This is a genomic window from Ottowia beijingensis, assembly GCF_013423955.1.
Taxonomy (GTDB): Bacteria; Pseudomonadota; Gammaproteobacteria; order Burkholderiales; family Burkholderiaceae_C; genus Ottowia; species Ottowia beijingensis.
This window is the reverse complement of the sequence record NZ_JACCKX010000001.1, coordinates 1,812,541-1,829,700: the sequence shown is the minus strand read 5'-3', so window position 1 is coordinate 1,829,700 and position 17,160 is coordinate 1,812,541. Positions and strand designations below refer to the sequence as shown.

General features: G+C 58.7%; 15 protein-coding genes, 4 pseudogenes and 1 other annotated feature. Of the genes and pseudogenes, 13 read left to right on the top strand and 6 right to left on the bottom strand.

Annotated features, from left to right (window positions below):
- The first annotated feature begins 39 nt into the window (after positions 1 to 39).
- Both H0I39_RS09180 and H0I39_RS09175 read left to right on the top strand, forming a co-directional pair.
- Positions 40 to 594 carry a hypothetical protein gene (locus H0I39_RS09180; RefSeq protein ID WP_180550286.1) on the top strand — a complete coding sequence of 185 codons (555 nt, stop codon included), beginning with the start codon at positions 40 to 42 and terminating at the stop codon, positions 592 to 594.
- Between the two features lie 83 nt (positions 595 to 677).
- Positions 678 to 1,226, top strand: a complete 549-nt coding sequence (locus H0I39_RS09175; RefSeq protein WP_180550285.1) for a hypothetical protein — start codon at positions 678 to 680, stop codon at positions 1,224 to 1,226.
- A gap of 229 nt (positions 1,227 to 1,455) precedes the next feature.
- On the opposite strand, the gene H0I39_RS09170 is transcribed toward H0I39_RS09175, so the two are convergent.
- The 6 genes and pseudogenes from H0I39_RS09170 to H0I39_RS09150 form a co-directional block, all read right to left on the bottom strand.
- The gene (locus tag H0I39_RS09170; protein ID WP_180550284.1) at positions 1,456 to 2,283 is read right to left on the bottom strand and encodes an SDR family NAD(P)-dependent oxidoreductase; all 828 of its coding nucleotides are present in this window, start codon (positions 2,281 to 2,283) and stop codon (positions 1,456 to 1,458) included.
- Positions 2,280 to 2,999 carry an SDR family oxidoreductase gene (locus tag H0I39_RS09165; RefSeq protein ID WP_180550283.1) on the bottom strand — a complete coding sequence of 240 codons (720 nt, stop codon included), beginning with the start codon at positions 2,997 to 2,999 and terminating at the stop codon, positions 2,280 to 2,282. Before H0I39_RS09165 ends, H0I39_RS09170 begins: the two co-directional genes overlap by 4 nt.
- 1 nt (position 3,000) lies before the next feature.
- Positions 3,001 to 3,785 (bottom strand): annotated as a pseudogene (locus H0I39_RS09160) (citryl-CoA lyase).
- A 13-nt stretch (positions 3,786 to 3,798) separates the two neighbouring features.
- A pseudogene (locus tag H0I39_RS09155) lies at positions 3,799 to 5,306 on the bottom strand (class I adenylate-forming enzyme family protein).
- A gap of 13 nt (positions 5,307 to 5,319) precedes the next feature.
- A pseudogene (locus H0I39_RS21965) lies at positions 5,320 to 5,687 on the bottom strand (Bug family tripartite tricarboxylate transporter substrate binding protein).
- The gene (locus tag H0I39_RS09150) at positions 5,651 to 6,307 is read right to left on the bottom strand and encodes a Bug family tripartite tricarboxylate transporter substrate binding protein (RefSeq protein ID WP_257645712.1); all 657 of its coding nucleotides are present in this window, start codon (positions 6,305 to 6,307) and stop codon (positions 5,651 to 5,653) included. Before H0I39_RS09150 ends, H0I39_RS21965 begins: the two are co-directional and overlap by 37 nt.
- Positions 6,308 to 6,428: 121 nt before the next feature.
- On the opposite strand from H0I39_RS09150, the gene H0I39_RS23220 reads away from it, so the two are divergent.
- The 11 genes and pseudogenes from H0I39_RS23220 to H0I39_RS21960 all read left to right on the top strand — a co-directional run bounded on the left by H0I39_RS23220 (position 6,429) and on the right by H0I39_RS21960 (position 16,946).
- Positions 6,429 to 6,737, top strand: a complete 309-nt coding sequence (locus H0I39_RS23220) for a helix-turn-helix domain-containing protein (RefSeq protein ID WP_307776794.1) — start codon at positions 6,429 to 6,431, stop codon at positions 6,735 to 6,737.
- Positions 6,738 to 6,746: 9 nt separating this feature from the next.
- On the top strand, positions 6,747 to 7,076 hold the full coding sequence (locus tag H0I39_RS23215) for an IclR family transcriptional regulator domain-containing protein (protein ID WP_308645814.1): 330 nt from the start codon (positions 6,747 to 6,749) through the stop codon (positions 7,074 to 7,076).
- A 13-nt stretch (positions 7,077 to 7,089) separates the two neighbouring features.
- Positions 7,090 to 7,206, top strand: coding sequence for a hypothetical protein (locus H0I39_RS24705; protein ID WP_308645813.1), 117 nt, complete (start codon positions 7,090 to 7,092; stop codon positions 7,204 to 7,206).
- Between the two features lie 526 nt (positions 7,207 to 7,732).
- The gene (locus H0I39_RS09140; protein WP_257645711.1) at positions 7,733 to 8,902 is read left to right on the top strand and encodes an STY4851/ECs_5259 family protein; all 1,170 of its coding nucleotides are present in this window, start codon (positions 7,733 to 7,735) and stop codon (positions 8,900 to 8,902) included.
- Positions 8,884 to 9,213, top strand: a complete 330-nt coding sequence (locus H0I39_RS09135) for a hypothetical protein (protein WP_180550281.1) — start codon at positions 8,884 to 8,886, stop codon at positions 9,211 to 9,213. The genes H0I39_RS09140 and H0I39_RS09135 overlap by 19 nt, the downstream gene beginning before the upstream one ends.
- Positions 9,214 to 9,454: 241 nt before the next feature.
- Positions 9,455 to 10,621, top strand: a complete 1,167-nt coding sequence (locus H0I39_RS24050; RefSeq protein ID WP_373368275.1) for an STY4851/ECs_5259 family protein — start codon at positions 9,455 to 9,457, stop codon at positions 10,619 to 10,621.
- Positions 10,558 to 11,235 carry a hypothetical protein gene (locus H0I39_RS09130; RefSeq protein WP_180550280.1) on the top strand — a complete coding sequence of 226 codons (678 nt, stop codon included), beginning with the start codon at positions 10,558 to 10,560 and terminating at the stop codon, positions 11,233 to 11,235. The genes H0I39_RS24050 and H0I39_RS09130 overlap by 64 nt, the downstream gene beginning before the upstream one ends.
- Positions 11,236 to 11,266: 31 nt before the next feature.
- A pseudogene (locus H0I39_RS09125) lies at positions 11,267 to 12,490 on the top strand (IS3 family transposase).
- Positions 11,545 to 11,660, top strand: a sequence feature (AL1L pseudoknot). (Overlaps the previous pseudogene by 116 nt.)
- A gap of 117 nt (positions 12,491 to 12,607) precedes the next feature.
- Entirely contained in the window at positions 12,608 to 15,271 is a 2,664-nt protein-coding gene (locus H0I39_RS09120) for a DEAD/DEAH box helicase (protein WP_180550279.1), read from the top strand.
- A complete protein-coding gene (locus tag H0I39_RS09115; protein WP_257645710.1) occupies positions 15,166 to 16,191 on the top strand; it encodes a helicase-related protein in 1,026 nt (341 codons plus the stop codon). Before H0I39_RS09120 ends, H0I39_RS09115 begins: the two co-directional genes overlap by 106 nt.
- A gap of 275 nt (positions 16,192 to 16,466) precedes the next feature.
- Positions 16,467 to 16,946 (top strand): hypothetical protein, encoded by a 480-nt coding sequence (locus tag H0I39_RS21960; RefSeq protein ID WP_257645709.1) that lies wholly within the window; start codon positions 16,467 to 16,469, stop codon positions 16,944 to 16,946.
- The last annotated feature ends 214 nt before the right edge of the window (positions 16,947 to 17,160 follow it).

Below are 17,160 nucleotides of genomic sequence, written 5' to 3'. Positions count from 1 at the left end.
GCGCGCCTGCAATCCAAGGCTTTCGAGCAGGTCAGCGCAATGCTGCCCGAGTCCAGGGCGACGCTCGACGAACATGTTTTCGCCAACGAGCTGAGGGAGCTCGCAGACCGCGCTGCCGCCCTGTCTAAGGAAGAAGACGAAATCCGTTCTGCACTGGTCGAAGCGGTCGAGGACCGACAAATCAAGGTCGCCGAGCTGCAGATGGTGATGCGCGCCGAGGAAGACTTGGTGGGAGACCTGGCGTACCTGTCGAAGATCCCCGACGAAGGTCAGCTTACCTGCCCCACCTGCGGGCAGGTGCACGACAGTTCTTTTCGAGCCAAAGTGGAGCTCGCGACCGACGCGGAAGATGCTCACCAGTTGGTCATCTCTGTGCGCAGTCAGCTTGCATCTGTTCAAAACCGAGAGCAGGATCTGCGCGCCAAGCTCCAGGCTGTCTCCTCGAGCCTGAATGAGCTGCGCGTGTTGATGGCGCGTGAGAGGAAGGTACGACAGTTGGTGACATCATTGCTGCGAAGAGCCGAACCACGCTCGAGCAAGCCTACGACCGCACTAAGCGGGATCTGTCCGCACAGATTGACGAGTTCAAGGTAGAGCGAGACGCGCTCCAAGCAGAGCTTGCGGGGCTCACAGAGAAGGGGCGCGAGAAGCAAGTCCGCAATGAGTTCAAAGACGAGTTGAACGCCTACGCCGACCGACTTGGCATCTCCAAAGCTGAGATTGGCCCCGTGAAGATTGGCGCGCGCCCGGGGGCGAAGGCTTCGGGCAGCTCCAGCCCTCGCATCTACTTGGCTATGCACATGGCGCTGCTAGCCTTGAACCGGCGCTACGGCAATGGGCCCGCCTTCCCGTTCATGGTCGACACTCCTCGACAGCAGGGTTTGGACGACGCGAACACCGCCAAGCTGCTCGACACTATCTACACGCACGCACCGTCGCATCAAGTGTTCGTGGCCAATGAATCGGTCCCGCAGGGTTGGACTCCGCCCGAGGGATGTAAGGTCATCCCCTTCGTGCGCAAGCGGCAGCTACTAAGGACTGAGGAGTACAAGGACGGCGTTGCAGCGTTAGAGCCGCTGGTGACTCAGATGCTTGCAGCGATTGAAGCGGAGCGCGAGGCGAAGGCTCAGGCTGAGCAAGCCGAAGGCGAAGAGGAGCACCTCATCGTACTGCCGTCCGACTCTGAAGAGGTGGACGACGCTGATGATGCCGGCGAGTTGGCCTAACGGGCGGCTACTGGCTTCGTCTAGCGAAATTTAGGTCAGCGACCGCTTGATGCTGATCAGCGTGAGTTCACACCAAGGAAGCAACGGACTGCAGCAGTTGCAAAGCCAATCTATGCCAATAATTCCTGTGGCGCCAGAAAAAGGGCGTCAGAACCAAGATAGCCCAATATAGTCCACCTTCCAGGTTAACCTCCTGATTCTTGGCGCATGGGCATTCTCGTCGGTTGGATCAAACGAACTTGCCTACCAAGCCGCCGTCAACCAGCAGCTCCGTACCTGTGATGTAACTGGCCGAGTCCGAGGCCAGAAACGCGCAAGCGTTGGCTACCTCCCAGGCAGTGCCCATGCGTTGCATCGGAACCTGCCGAGCACGTTCAGCCTTAGCCTCGTCCAGATTATCTGCAAACATGTGCGCCACGTTGGCCGTCACCCGTGGGGTGTCGATCAGCCCTGGTATCACCGTATTGGCGCGAATGCCGTAAGGGGCGTACTGCTGCGCAATCATGCGCGTCATCTGGATGACGGCCGCCTTGGTTGTGCAATACGCGAGATGAGGATAACCAAGGTAACGAAGCCCCGCGACTGATGCAATCGAGATAATGACTCCAGTGCGGCGCTCCACCATGCTGGGAAGCACGGCTTGGCAGCTCAACATCAAGCTTTTGACGTTGACGGAGTGGATGCGATCCAAGTCTTCAGCACTGGTTTCCATGGGTCCGCCGGTCTTGCCGATGCCGACGTTGTGATGAAGCACGTCGAGTGGTGCATGGCGCATAGCCAAGGAACGAAAAGTGTCCACGATGTCTTGCTCTCGCGCCATGTCGGCCTCATAGGCATACGCTTCGCCGCCCTCCTCGGTGATGAATCGAGCTGTTTCCTGCGCGGAGGACAGGTCGCGATCGAGCACAAGCACGGTGGCACCCAAGCGAGCATAGGTCACGCAGGCGGCACGCCCAATGCTCCAACCGGGAGCGACCGATCCCCCACCGGCCACCGCCACCGTCTTTCCGGCGAGATCCCACGGCCCACGTGGTGTAGACCTCACTAGGTCACTCATGATGCCAATCCCACGGTCATGCCTCCGCAAACATAGATCACCTGGCCCGTGACGAAGCCTGCACGTGTATCTAACAAGGAGGCCACCATGTGAGCGACTTCTGAAGGCAAGCCCATCCGACGCAGCGGGATCGCCTGCATAATCCGCTCTGTCGCAGGCGACCTTGGCGGGTTGACTTTGGTGAAAAGCTCGGTGGCGATTGGGCCCGGACCTACAGCATTCACAGTGATGCCATGGGCGCCCACTTCAAGCGCCAATGCCTTGGTAAAGCCATGCAGGGCCGCCTTGCTCGACGCGTAGGCGATGCGTTCTGTCTTGCCCAGCGCAGCGCGGCTGGAAATATTGACGATTCGTCCATCGCCTGCCGCCATCATCCCCGGGAGAAGTGCCTGCGCGCACACCACCGATGCGGCAAGGTTCACGTCCATCACGGCGCGCAGATCGTCGGTGCTGACTCTGTTGAGAGACTGAGGCCGCACAATGCCGGCGTTGTTGACCAGACGGGTGATTGGTCCGCTCTTCAGTGCGTCGTCGAGCGCGTGGCGTAGTGCAGCCTCGTCGCTGACATCGACGCACAGGTACTGTTCGTCACAGGCCATTTGCTCAGGCGGCTGCAGGTCGAAATTGACAACCTGATGACCATCCTCGCTCAGACGATCTACCACTGCGCGACCGATTCCGCGACTGCCTCCAGTCACCAGAATGCGGGTAACCATTTCAGGGCTTGTCGGCTTCGCTGGGGCTAACGAAGGGGATCGCTTTTTCCACCGTGTCCCAGATGAATCGTCCAGATGGATCGTGCTGTTCTTCGACAATGTGCGCCACCAGCCCTGCTGCACGCGAGACGACCGCAAAGCCGCGCATGATTGCTGTGGGCACTTCGATTTCGCCTAGCAGCGCGGCGACAGCACCGGTGGCGTTGATGGTGATTGGGCGCCCGGCCACCTCGTCTACGGCTTTCGAGAGCGCCTCCAAAGCACGAATGCGGTCGCCCTTCAGGTCGGGCTCATCACGACCAATCTCCAGCAGCTTGTAAGCGCGCGGATCAACCGGTTTGTGCAGGTGGTGGCCAAAGCCGGGCACGGGTAGCTTGAGTGCCTTGTAGTGGAGTGCAATTTCCATGGCTTCAGCTTGCGAATCGGGGGCTGCGATGATGCGATCGAGCAATCCCGAGCAGTTCTCCATAGTGCCAACAAAGGAGCTTCCCACGGCCAGCAACCCGGCTGAGACTGCGCCTTGCAGGTTCTCGGGGCGCTCATATAAATCAGTCGCGTGGCAATGGCGCTGGGCGTGAGACCGTGCTCCATCAGCACGATGAGCACCACATCGGTGATCCGCAGGTCAACCGGGCGCGGTTTGCGTCCCAGAACCTGCATCAGCATCACCTCGGTGAAAGTAGCCTTGCCCATCAAGTCGTCAACCAAGTTGGCGTTGCGATAGGTGAGGCTGCTAAGGGTGTGGGTGCACAAGCTGGTAGTAGGAGTCTTTTTGATGGTGCTCATACGAAGAAAGAGTTCATAGTTGCCCGCTCAGAGCCATATCGCGCACGGCGTTCTTCAATACTTTGCCCACAGGTGAGCGAGGAAGATCGTTGACAAAGTGGATGCGCTTCGGTGTTTGCACAGGGCCCAGGCGCTCGCGCACAAAGGCGGCCAGTTCGATCTCGCTGGCGTGGTGCCCGGGACGTAGTTGCACGGCGGCGTTGACGCTCTCTCCCCACTTGTCATCGGGAACACCAAATACGGTCGACTCATGCACGGCGGGGTGCTGAGAAAGCGCGTCTTCCACCTCGATGGGGTATACATTGAAACCGCCGGTGATGACCATGTCCTTGAGGCGATCCTTTAAGTACAGATAGCCTCTCGCATCGAGCAGCCCCCGGTCACCCGTATGGAGCCAGCCGTCCACCAAGGTTTCGGCAGTCTTCTCGGGCAACTTCCAGTAACCCGTCATCACTAGCGGCCCACGAGCGACGACTTCGCCCACCTCACCTGGGGGTAACAACCTGCCGTCCGGGGACATGATGGCCACGTCGCTGTACCAAGTGCAGCGTCCTACGGCGGCCCAGTTAGCTTCGTCGTCGAAATCCTCAGGGCGCATCACGGTCAGGATCTGTGGCGCCTCCGTCTGTCCATATGTCGTGCCCAGCACGGGACCGAAGAACGCTCGCACTTCGCGTATCTTCTCGGGTGGCATGGGAGCTCCCCGTAGATCAAACGCTTAAGCTGCGGAAAGTCGGCGCGGGTAACATCTTCGAGCCCCATCAGCATGTACACCAAAGTGGGCGGCATGAAGCACACGGTGCCGCCTCGGAGCTTGAACGCGTCACGTACAGCAGTTGCACCTGTGCCATTCATGATGACGTGGCATCCACCCTGAGCCAGAACTGGCAGTACATAGGTGGAGGTCCCGTGAGTGATGGGAGCAGCCATCACATAGCGATCGTTCTCGTCGAATGACCAAGCATGGATTTGGTTGACGATGTTGGTCATCCAGGCCCGATAAGGCTGCATCACGCCTTTAGGAGCACCGGTGGTTCCGCCCGTGAACTTGATGGCTTGCGTTGCGTCTCCATCCAAATCCAGCACTGGCAGGATTGCGTCGGCGTGAGCTCGCGCCAGAACGTCCAGAGTCCTTTGCCCACCGTTGGCCGCGCCGATGAGGATGCGGTAGGCACTTTCGTCGGTCACAAGTGCCTCATAGCCTGACTCAATGATCAGAATGCTCGCATCGATAGAGTCGGTTATGCGGCGGATCTCGGACGGCGTGCTCTTGGGGTTCAAGGGAACCCATATCTTGCCGCAGGCAAGCACAGCCAGCAGGGCGACGATGTGCTCTGCGGTATTTGTCGCGCAGATGCCCACTCGCGACTGCGGAGTGGGATCAAGGTGGATCAGTCCAGCAGCCACCGCGCGCACCCGCTGCGCTAGCGCGCTGTATGTGATGCGTTCGGTTGGCGCATCGATGGCTGTTCGGTCGGGCCAGCGCTGCGCAGCGCGCCAGAAGAAGTCAATGGGATGCATGGTTACAGAGCAGTCAGTATGCTTTAGCGCCGGATGCCTTAACCACTTCGCCCCAGTTCTTCAGCTCACTGGCGACAAACTTACGCATGTCATCTGGCGTTCCAGGTGAGGTCGTGGCCACGAGTTCCTCTAGTCGCCGTTTAAAGGCCGGGTCGTTCAGAGCAGTGTTGAGCGCTGTATTCAAACGTTTGATCACGGGCTCAGGAGTGCCGGAAGGGGCTGCCATGCCAAACCACGATTGCACCTCAAATCCTGGGAAACCCGACTCGGCTATTGTGGGCACGTCGGGCAGCAAGGAGACCGTTCCTTGCTGGTTATTGCCAATGCACGCAACTTGCCAGCCTTCACATGTGGCATGGCTGAAGGAGAGTTGTCGAACATCGACTGCACTTGACCACCCAGCAGATCAGACACAGCGGGGCGCTGCCACGGTACGGAACGTGCAGCATGTTCAATCCGGTTTTCATCTTGAACATTTCACCCGAGAGATGGATGGACGAGCCGCTGCCAGAGGACGCAAACGTGATGCCGTCTTTCGCATCCTTGGCGTATTTGATGTACTCCTGCACCGATTGCACAGGCAATGCAGGATTGACCACCAGCAGGTTCGGAATCTTGGCGATCAGGCCGATCGGCTCGAAATCCTTGACTGGGTCGTAGCCTAGCTTGTTGTACAACGAGGCATTGATCGTGTTGGCAATCGTAAAAACATACAGCGTGTGACCATCGGCAGCCGAGCGCGCCACGATTTCGGCGCCGACGTTGCTGTTGGCGCCGGTGCGGTTATCCACGACCATCGGCTGCCCCAACTCGGTCGCCATGCGGGTGACCACTAGGCGCGCCAGCACGTCAGTGGCACCCCCAGCTGCGTAGCCGACGACGAGCTTGATCGGCTTGGTTGGCCAGTTCAGCTTGTCGGCAAAAGCTGGTGCTGAGAACGTCGCGTTCACGGCGGCCAGCAGGCTCAAACAAATCGTTCTGCGCTTGATGTGGGGCTTCATTTTTCGTCTCCTTGACAGTAAATTCGTGGTCTGCGTCTGTGCTCACCACGTGATAAATCTCCACGGGTTGATGGGCATTGTTTCAATGGAACCGATAAACGAATGACCAAGAACGTCCGACATGCGGACAAAAATACCTCGGGAAACCCTCACCCCCGAGGAGGCTCAAACCTTGAGCCGTGGGCTGAAGGTGATGGATGCAATCCTTGCTGGTCCCCCAGAAGGGCTGCGCGTCATCGCGTTGTGTCGCCAAACCGGCTTGGAGCGGGGCACTGTGTATCGGCTATTGCACGCGTTGCAGGCGGCAAGGTATGTCAGCGTGGTATCTCGTTTTCATTACGGTCCAGGCGAGCGTTGGGGGCTCTGGGGCGCTCGTCCAAGCAGCGCGAAGACCTGGCCGAAACGCTGTCACCTGTGTTGGCTAGCGTGAGCGCGGGGTGTGGTGACGCGGCTTTTGCAGTGGTGCGCGAGGGGGCTGTCGCATTGCATCGCAAGGCACGTGGGCAGCTACCCGGTGCAGGTGCTCGTTATCCAGGTGGGAACTCGACAGCCATTGGGCGTAGGCGCGGCTGGCTTGGCGCTGCTGTCAGCTCTCGAAGATCGCGAGATGGAAGCCGTGATTGAGGTCAATGCGCCGAGCTTGATGCTGTACGGAGGCATGACCCAGGCGCGCTTGCGTGCGTTGGTAGACGCCACGCGAGAACGTGGTTGGTCGGTGGTAGGAAACCACGCCACGCGGGGTCCTCGCCGTAGGCCTGCCAGTCTTTAACAGCGCCGGCGATGTGGTAGCGGGCATCAGCGTTGCCACGATCGAGGCACGCATGCCTAAAGAGCGCCAGAGGAAGATCGTGCAGTTGATTCGACAAGCGCTAAGACACCATGGATTTGTAGCTTACTGAGACGTTTTGGCATTCCAGAACGGCGCGGTTACGGTGGAACACGGAGCTCTTGCAGAGGCTCCGCAAGCGTCCGCGCAAGGCTGAGTTCGGTCTTTTGCCTAAGCACAATCTGCGCCAGCAATCCCGCTGAAGCGCGTTGTTGAATCGACAGGTCGGGGAATAGCGCGGACCCTACCGACTGGACCACGGGGCGAATCGAGACTTTTACGCTGGCAGCGCGGTCCATGTCAGCTCGAGGAAGCTATTTGGCGGTGCTGCTGGATGCTTGCAGCCGCAAAGGAGTGGGTCATGGGATCTCCCGCCAGGTCGACACACAACTCTGGTGCTGGCTGCGCTCAACGCGGCAGTGTGCAGCCGCGCCGCCCGAACCTCGAGTTGATCTGCCACGCGGCATGGGCTCGCAATATGCCAGCGAAGCGTACCGACGAGCTCTGGCTGAATTCAGCTCGCGAGGCTCACTGAGCATTTGCTTGCATTCTGTTATGGTCAGTGAATTCGTTGGTTCCTGAGCGATAGAGGGGAAGAATTGCCGGCAGTCGATGAATGGCTCCATGCATTCTTGAAGTCACGAGGCATGGACAAAGCAAACGGCCAAATGCTTTTCCGTTACCGTGTCTCTCATTCGGAGTACCAAGAGCTAAAGGACCTTCTTTCTGACCGGCTTAAGAACATGGCTGGCTCGCCTTGGCGAGTTCAGTCCGACGCCGAAGCGGCCCTGTTCGTTTTATATGCCTCCGAGTGGTGGCGGCGCGAGTACGCTGGAGGCGCATGGCGTTGGACGAGCATCTTCGAATCGCTAACGCTGGGGCCGTACCGAGTGGATCCGTTGGACCGCTCTGTCATTGTTGAGCGCGGTTTAAGTGCCTGGAGACACCGCCCCAGTGAGGATGGGAAGAAGTATCTCGGAGCCATTGTCGCCCACGGTGGATTGCCGCTGAAACTCATTGCGCGCGGAGACGGAGTGATTTCTCGTCTCCTGCTGAGCGCGACGCGTAGGGCCCAAGTGTTGACTTGGGGCGAGCCGCAGTTGCTCGCTTACTTCGAAAGTCAGCGTGACGACTTGGTGCAGCATCTGCGCGCCCCCGAAATTTACCGGCTGTTGTCCGAGATGGTCTTGACCGTTATGTCGCTGCGCGGCGAGCACAAGCTTTCCGGTGTGGGCAATCCCGTCGCGGTACTTGACCAAAGGGAGCCCAAGTGGCGGGAGCGCTTTCCGATCGCCGTGGATGACCAATCCGTCGAGTCCTTGTTGGCTGGTCTGGTGCGGGAGGTGTCGCGTCAGACGAAGACAAGCACTGCGTATCCCGTCTCCGTGGTGCGCACCCTCGTTCAGTTAGCAGATTCAGGTAACTATGCACTGTCAATGTCGGTGAGTGTGGTCAGCACGATCTCAGTCGATGCATTTGCTTCAGCCATGCAAATGTCCTCGTCCGAAGTTCCCCTTCATTCGTTCTCGAAATGGCCGGTGATCATCGGTTGCCCTTGGGGCAGGGTCGACAGCTACTGGGCGCGCAGTCGAGCACTGTTTTGCTTACCGGGCGATCTAAACGATTTATCGGCGCCGAAGCATGCCAGGAGGTGTTGCTCACTTTGCGCAGTGTTGGTGCGGATCTTGCGCCGCCTGTATCCGTTCCTGGGGGCGAGGCTTTGGAGGATGGGCAGCCGTGGACGTTCTCAATGGTGGAGGAGACGTTGACGCTGGTAGGCGTTGGCTCCAGCAAGGTCGCCAGCAGTGCCGCGTATGTTTTGGTTCCAGATCACTTCAGCCTGCTCCCCGAGGGCGGTGGATCGGTGGATTTGGTCGGGCTAGTGGAGGATCTGTCTGAGCCTAGATGGATGTACAAGGTGCAAGGACCAGTAGCGATCAGCGCTGACGATGAACTTTATTTCGTACAAACAGATGCGCAGAGCGAAGCGGATGAGCGACTGTTGTGGAAGGAAGTCGCCTATGGTTTCATTCGTCGCCGTTTCCGGTGTACCAGGGCGTTCCAAAGCTATACCGCCTGAACGAAGAAGGTGAACCTTTTCCGATCCCTGACAGAGAACTTGAGTGGACGCGGGCCGTTCGAAAGGGAGAGCGGCTACCGAACGTCAAGGCGCATCGTGGTCCGGTTGATGCTTGGTGGTTGGTCGATGGTCAGCGCCGACGCAAGTTTCGAATGGTACTCGTGGCGCCAGATGCGCGCATCGCATTCAAGTCTGGGGAAGCGAGTGTGAGGGAACAATCGAGTTCCGTGGTTGGAACGTGATGGCCTTGCATGCTAGTGCCGAGCTGACTCCTACACGCACTGAGATAGGGGACTCCTGCAGCTTGCACCTAGACGCGAAGGAGCATCCGCCAGCGAACGTCAGTTTGACCGTCGAATGGTCGCCGGCGCTTCCTGTCTTGCGCGTAGATTTGCCGTTTCCAGCCTCCGGAGGACGATTCACGAGATCGAATGGCGGTGTCCTGCCAAACGGCGCATCACTGACGCTCAAGCGAGCGCACGACGTGCATGTTCAGGTCTTTGACCAGAATCCAAGCACGCCCAGAAGATATCGACTTGAACTGCACTTGCAAGGTGAGAGCCAAGGCAGCCGGTTACGTCGCGCAGAGATTGAGGTGCCGCTGGACGTTCATGGCGTCGGAGATCTCAGGTTGTTCGAGATTGAATCAACCTTGAACGGGCTCTTCAGCCAAAGCGACCATCTGGATGCATGTTTGGAGGTGAACCTTCTAGCTGGGTCAGTAACGATCAGAACCTTGCGTGTGAATCGCTACGACGTGGAGCTAGAACGCGAGCATCAGAAGTTCACCTTATCTTCCCTGCAGCTGGCGGCGACGTCGCCGGACCAACTGCGATCAGTTGACTTTCGCGCCATCCCACTCCTCGACCGGGATCAGGAGCCACGTCAGTTGCCTGAGCTGCCGGCGGACGAGCAGGCTGGAAGAAGTTGGAGCGTGGCGGAGCTTCCGGCGAGTCACAGCCCTTGGCTCGTCTACTCTGGCGAAGCGTCGACCCTCATGGCGAGGCCAACCCTTTGGGCCTCGTCCGCTTTTGACTGCTTGGGAACTCTCCTGACTCTTGGCGACAAAGCGTGCCCATTGGCCAGGGCCATGAGTTCACCGATAACAGATGTTCGTGATCGAGAGCTCGTGAAGGTGGTCGCTGCCATGACCGATCAGTTCGATCACCCGTCGTGGAGGCTCATATCTCATCACTACGCGCATCTCAAGCACCTCCCGCTGAACACGCTGGACTACTGGAGGGTGATCGGGCGAAGTCAAGATGCTTGTCTGGCAGCACTATTGAAGTTTCCCGCTGACACGTACGAGTTGATGGCACACATGAGGGACGAACTTGGCGTGATGTGGGAGTTCACGTCGAGGTCGAGTTTGCTAAGAGCTACGGGGCCTTCTCGGCCTCATTGCTGACGCAATTGGGCCCCGGCGTCACGCAGGCTTTGATAGACCCGATCGTGACTGATGCATTCCAAAAGATGGGCCTCATGGACGAGTCGATGGCCATCCAGATCGACCGAATCTTGTTCGAGAAGACTGGGGCCCGAAGCGAGCGTTTCGAACGGTTGATCTCTGAGTTCCAGCGTGCACCCGACGCCATGCTGCAACAGCTTTGGCAAGGTGAGGACAGCCATGTGCAACGGGTGCTGCTGCGCAATCACGCCGATGCAGCTAGTTGGCCGTCGTTCAAGCTTTGCGAGGGATTGCTCAAGGAAATCTCGGAGCGATGCGAGGGAGCACCATTGCAGCTCATCAAAGCACTGGGCCGTCAACTCCTGTGGGCTCCCCAGGATTCTTCCGGTGGTCCCACAAACAACCCGAAACTGGATGTGGCAAATGCTCCGCTGCTTACCGGCTTTCTAGTTCAGGCGTGCGATGCAAATAGATGGCTTCAGTCACGCGACCATCTTGCCGCGCTTCGTCAGATAAAAGCGTTTGATCCGACCTGGTTCGAACTGGGCCTTCGAACTGGAGCAATCCTGGCAATGAAGGCTTCCCATCAGCAGACTGAACCGCCCCGGGTTTAGAGGAGTCTCCATTCTCTGAGAGGATGGAGTCATGAGAAAGTCAGTGAAGTATTCGCCCGAGGTACGCGAGCGTGCTGTGCGGATGGTGATGGAGCATCAATCGGAATACGCCTCGCAGTGGGCTGCCATTGAATCGATAGCAGTGAAGATCGGCTGCACCGCTGAGACGCTGCGCAGTTGGGTACGCCGGCATGAACGCGACACAGGCCAGCGCGAAGGAGTCACCACGGCCGAAGCACAGCGCATCAAGGACCTGGAGCGAGAGAATCGGGAACTGCGCAAGGCCAACGAGATCCTGAAGCTGGCCAGTGCTTTTTCGCCCAGGCGGAACTCGACCGCCGACTGAAGTGATGTACGCACTCGTCGATGAGCACCGCCATGCCCATGGGGTCGAGTCGATCTGCCGGGTGCTGCAGATTGCCCCTTCAGGTTACTGGCGGCATGTTCAGCGTCAGCGAGAGCCAAGTAGACGAAGTCAGCGCGCCAGGCGCGATGATCACCTGATGCCCCACATCCAACGCATCTGGCAGGCCAATCACGGCGTTTATGGGGCGCGCAAGGTCTGGCGCCAGATGCTGCGCGAGGGCATCACGGTGGCGCGCTGCACCGTCGAACGCCTGATGGGACGCCTGGGCCTGCGCGGGGTCATGCGCGGCAAGGCGTTGCGTACGACGATCAGTGATCCGAAGGCGCCGTGCCCACTGGATCGGGTCAACCGCCAGTTCCAGGCCGAGCGGCCCAACCAACTGTGGGTTTCCGACTTCACGTACGTCTCGACCTGGCAGGGTTGGCTGTACGTGGCCTTCGTCATTGACGTGTTCGCCCGGCGCATCGTGGGCTGGCGTGTCAGCAGTTCGATGACCACCGACTTCGTGCTCGATGCGCTGGAGCAGGCCTTGTACGCCCGCCAAGGCGAGCGCGGGGGCAACTCATTCATCACTCCGACAGGGGTGCGCAGTACGTCAGCATTCGCTACAGCGAGCGCTTGGCCGAAGCGGGGATCGAACCCTCGGTGGGCAGCAGGGGCGACAGCTACGACAACGCGCTGGCCGAGACCATCAACGGCTTGTACAAGGCCGAGGTCATCCACCGCAAAGGACCCTGGAAGACGACAGAGGCGGTGGAGATGGCCACGCTTGAATGGGTGGCCTGGTTCAACCACCATCGGCTGATGGCCGCACTCGACTACCTGCCACCGGCGGAGTTCGAGGCCAACTACTATCGTGATCTTGAGCAGCAGACCATACCGGTCTGACTCAAGCCAAGGAGACTCCACGAAAACCGGGGCGGTTCAGACAGGACTTCGCCGCGCTGTCTAGGTCAACCTCAAGGGCTGTTTCTTCTCGGCCCACTTCAAGTTGCGCACTACCTCATGAAATCCGAGTTCTTCTCGTCACTTCTTCCTGAGCTAAGCACGCGTGCCTCACGAGCCACCGTGGGCATCCTCGGCTTCTCGAATGAGCCCTTGCGTCGGCATCTGTTGTCATTGTTTTCTCGGGGATATGGCGCGCCCGGCTGCTTTCTGGCTGACCCTGTATTCGAGGCGACGTTCGGTTGGAAGACGACGGATGAAACGATGTCTCAGCTGTCCGGCAAGCTGTTGCACCCCGATGTCGTGAAGGCCATGGACAAGCCTTGGGGAGAGTCAGCTAAGGACTATCGGTTCCCGGCAGATGCAAAGCCCTACTCGCATCAACTGGCGGCCTGGTGCGCTCTCCTTGGGCCTGGATGCCAATCAGTGATGGTCACCAGCGGCACCGGCTCGGGCAAGACCGAGTGCTTCATGGTTCCGGTGCTGAGCAGCATTGCCCAGAGAAAAGCAGATGGAGCTAAGGGAGCTGGCGTCCAGGCGATCTTCTTGTATCCACTCAACGCCTTGATTCAGTCGCAACGTGAGCGCCTGCGGGCATGGACGGGACCTTTTGGAGGCGATCTTCGCTTCTGCCTATACAACGGCATGACGCCAGAGGAAGCGAAGGCTGATCGGTATCGCGACGCTCCGAATGAAGTGCATGACCGAGCGACCTTGAGGGACAGCCCACCGGAGATCCTGGTCACGAACCCAACGATGTTGGAGTACATGCTGGTCCGAGCGCAGGATGCACCGATTCTGGAGAAGTCCAAGGGCAAGTTGGGCTGGATCGTTCTGGACGAGGCTCATAACTACATTGGATCGCAGGCTGCCGAACTGGCCTTACTGCTCCGACGCGTACTCCACGCCTTTGGCACATCTGCGGACCAGGTGCACTTTGTCGCTACGTCTGCCACTATCGGGGCCAGCGACGAACCGGCCCGCCGGCAACTGCAGGAGTTCCTCGCAAGCTTGGCGGGAGTCGGCTCAGACCGGGTGACCGTGGTTTATGGTGAAAGGGAAATTCCAATAATTGAGACCACAGGGGACACAGGGGTAGCCCAAACAATCGATGCGTTGCGGGATTCCAGTCAGGGCTCCGACGACCTGTACAAGCGGCTCTCCGCTCATCCAATAGGCAGGCGCCTGAGGTCGTTGTTTGTACCGACACAAGGTGGCCGTGATTTCCAGCTGCTGTCGGAAGTCGCGACGGCGCTCGGGTCCGCTGGAGCGGATGCGCACTATCGTGATCCACTCAAGTGGCTTGATCTCCTCACGAGTGCAGTAGCGGGCGAAGGACGAACCGCCCAGCCATTCCTTCCGCTCCGAATGCATGTGTTTCACAACACATTGAATGGAATGTGGGCGTGTCCAGATCCACAGTGCGATGCCAAGCGAAGCACCGAACTGGACCACCCCGACTGGGCTTATGGCGCCGTATACACGGAAGAACGAAGACACTGCGCATGCGGTGTGCCAGTCTTTCCGCTGGTTTCGTGCAATGACTGCAATCAGACGTTTCTCAGTGCCGATCTGGTGCAGACGGGTTTGAGCCAGCGGCTGGCAGTACCGATTGAAGAAGATTCGGACGAGTTCATGTTGGATCGAGATCCAGATGAGCCGAGCGACGAGGTGGAGGAGGGCTCGGAAACAGGGATCTTGGACGGACCCTCGAATCGAACACACGTGCTGATCTGCAACGGTCTGACGCCCAGGCCTTCCGTGCTGCTCAAGCGTGACTCGATGGAGGTCGTTTCAGAAGCATCTGAAGAAGCCATTGCCGTCTGCATCCAGGATGTCTCGGCCGACGAAGATCAGAGCTTGGTTCTGAGATGCCCGGAGTGTAGCGGCCATGACATGCCAGCCCGTCAGTTTCGCAAACCAAGACTCGGTGCACCCTTCTATCTAGGCACCGTGATTCCAACACTGCTGGAGTATTGCCCGGATGGGGACACGCCGCTGGACATGCCTCGTAGAGGCAGGCGGATGATCACCTTTACAGACAGCCGGCAGGGCACGGCTCGTATCGCAGCAAAGCTGCAGCAAGACGCTGAGCGAAATGCACTGCGTGGTGCGGTATATCGAAAGCTTGTGTCAGACACGGCATCGTCCCTCGGTGAGAGGCAAAACCTCAGAGCGGAGATTGAGCAGGTCCGGCGACTCGTTCCTCAGGAAGACGGTCAGCTGCGGACCTTGCTGCTGACGCAGATCGAGGAAAAGGAATCAAAATTAGCTCAGCTCTCTGCAGGCAAGCCCGTTGGGCACGAAGAGATGGTGGCTTGGCTGTCGTCGCAGTCTGCTGACATCAGTCACTGGATTCGCACTGCCTACGCGGATGCGGATCAGGCGTTCAAGAGTAGCAAGGGCTCTGAGCTACTGGCGAGAATTCTCTTGTGCCGTGAGTTCGGTCGACGCCCGAAACGTCAGAACAGTTTGGAAACGCTTGGCTTAGTTTCAGTGCAGTACCCAAAGCTGGGCCAGGTGACGACGAGGCGAGTGGCTGTCGAGCAAGCCGGCTTCAGCCTGGACGAGTGGCGCTCCTTTCTCAAAATTGCGTTGGACTTTTTCGTTCGACAGCATTGGGCAATACAGCTTCCATCCAGCTGGCAACGTTGGGGGCAGAACGAGTGTTCCCGAGGCAGATCCTGGCGCCGACCTCCGTTGAAAAGCAAACGCACAAGCTGATCAAATGGCCAAAAGTTTCCAAGGGCAAGAGAAATAGTCGCCTAGTCAGAATTCTTGCCCATGTATTGAAGCTTGATCCTCAGTCAGTTACGGGAGGTGATCGTATCAATGCCCTGCTGCTGGCTGCCTGGGAGGACTTGACCTTGACATCCGGTTTGCTTCAGATCGGGGGCGACCAGGGTAGGTATCTTGATTTGTCTGATGTTGCCTATCAGAACATCACTAAAGCGTGGTTTTGTCCCGTCACACGCAGGGTTCTGGATGTCACGTTGCGCGGCGTCACTCCTTATCTGCCCCAGAATATTGCTACCGAGGGCTTGACGGAGTGCCGCCCAATAACAGTCCCCGTTTGCGACGTGATCGTGCGAGATTTCGCGAGCGACGATGAGCGCGTTGAAGCCGCGCGTGAATGGCTGGCAAAACACCCCGCGTTGCAAGAGGCGCGGATCGAAGGAACATGGTCCGATCTGAACGAGCGCATCATCGAAGGTGCTGGGTTCTTCCGGGCCGTGGAGCACTCTGCCCAGCAAAGCGGAAGTCGCCTTGAACAGTATGAAGCTTTGTTCAAGAAGGGTCTGATTAACTTGATGAGCTGTTCGACCACCATGGAAATGGGCGTGGATATCGGCGGCATCAACATAGTCGCGATGAATAACGTTCCTCCCCATCCGGCGAACTATCTGCAGCGCGCTGGACGAGCGGGCCGCAGGGCGGAAACGCGCTCTATCGCACTGACCGTCTGCAAAAACAACCCGCACGACCAGCACGTGTTTCATAACACCGCGTGGCCCTTCACCACGCGATTGAGAACACCCGGCATTTCCTTGTCCAGCCCCTTGATCGTGCAGCGCCACATCAACTCAATGCTGCTCGCAAACTTCTTGCGCATGCAAAGCAGGGAGGAAAACTCAACAAGCTGACTTTGGAGTGGTGGATGTTGCCTCGCGGCGAGAGTCGCCAGGAGCGCTTCGTCGCATGGTGCGAGTGCTTCGATCACTCGAAGCACTCCGAGTTGTGCACTGGCGTGCGGTCCCTGACGGCACGAACGGTCTTTGAAGGTCGCAGCGTAACCGCTTTGGTCGCAGAGGCTGGACTTACTGTGGCGCGGCATGCGATGAGGTGGATTGAAGAGACGAACGCTATCGAAGCGCAGATGTCCGAGCTCCGCGCCAGGGACGCTGAAGACAAGGTGCCCATGCGTGCCCTTGAGGTTCAGTTCAAGCGCCTTAAGGGCGAATACCTTCTCCGTGAGCTGGCCACGAGTGGTGTGTTGCCCGGTTACGGCTTCCCAACAGATATCACTACTTTCGAGACCCTCAACAAAGATTCGCGCGAGATCCAGCGGCAGCGGGAACATTCTGAGACTGGCCGGGAGGACAATAGGTTCCAGCGGCGGGAGCTACCCAGTCGAGACACGGTGACGGCGCTGCGGGAGTACGCGCCAGGAGCAAGCGTCGTCATCGATGGCCTTGTGTATCAGTCAGCAGGCATCACGCTGAACTGGCATGCGCCAGCAACACTGGATCAGGCACGCGAGTTGCAGAACCTGCGACAAGCTTGGCGATGTGGTCGGTGCGGAGCTAGCGGCACCTTCGTGCTGGCAAAAAGCTCGAGACTTGTCCGGAGTGCGCGCATGAGCTGGAAGATGGCGTCCAGTACAACCTCCAGTACCTAGAGCCAGCGGGCTTTAGCGTGGACATTTTCGCGGAGACCCATAACGACATCACATTGCAAGAGTACGTTCCTGTCGAGATGCCATGGATCACTGCAACCGGAAGCTGGGTTCCACTGCCCAAACCTGAACTAGGGCGCTTTCGCGCCACGCCGCAGGGTTCGGTGTTTCATCACTCATCCGGCAAACACCGATCAGGTTACGCCCTGTGCTTAGA

Excerpts from the sequence above, each read along its gene's own strand:
- H0I39_RS23220 (WP_307776794.1), top strand. The coding sequence starts at position 6,429 with ATGCGGACAAAAATACCTCGGGAAACCCTCACCCCCGAGGAGGCTCAA.
- H0I39_RS21960 (WP_257645709.1), top strand. The coding sequence starts at position 16,467 with ATGCGTGCCCTTGAGGTTCAGTTCAAGCGCCTTAAGGGCGAATACCTT.
- H0I39_RS09150 (WP_257645712.1), bottom strand. The coding sequence starts at position 6,307 with ATGAAGCCCCACATCAAGCGCAGAACGATTTGTTTGAGCCTGCTGGCC.
- H0I39_RS09120 (WP_180550279.1), top strand. The coding sequence starts at position 12,608 with ATGAAATCCGAGTTCTTCTCGTCACTTCTTCCTGAGCTAAGCACGCGT.
- H0I39_RS09165 (WP_180550283.1), bottom strand. The coding sequence starts at position 2,999 with ATGGTTACCCGCATTCTGGTGACTGGAGGCAGTCGCGGAATCGGTCGC.
- H0I39_RS09135 (WP_180550281.1), top strand. The coding sequence starts at position 8,884 with ATGGTGGAGGAGACGTTGACGCTGGTAGGCGTTGGCTCCAGCAAGGTC.
- H0I39_RS09170 (WP_180550284.1), bottom strand. The coding sequence starts at position 2,283 with ATGAGTGACCTAGTGAGGTCTACACCACGTGGGCCGTGGGATCTCGCC.
- H0I39_RS24050 (WP_373368275.1), top strand. The coding sequence starts at position 9,455 with ATGGCCTTGCATGCTAGTGCCGAGCTGACTCCTACACGCACTGAGATA.
- H0I39_RS09180 (WP_180550286.1), top strand. The coding sequence starts at position 40 with ATGCTGCCCGAGTCCAGGGCGACGCTCGACGAACATGTTTTCGCCAAC.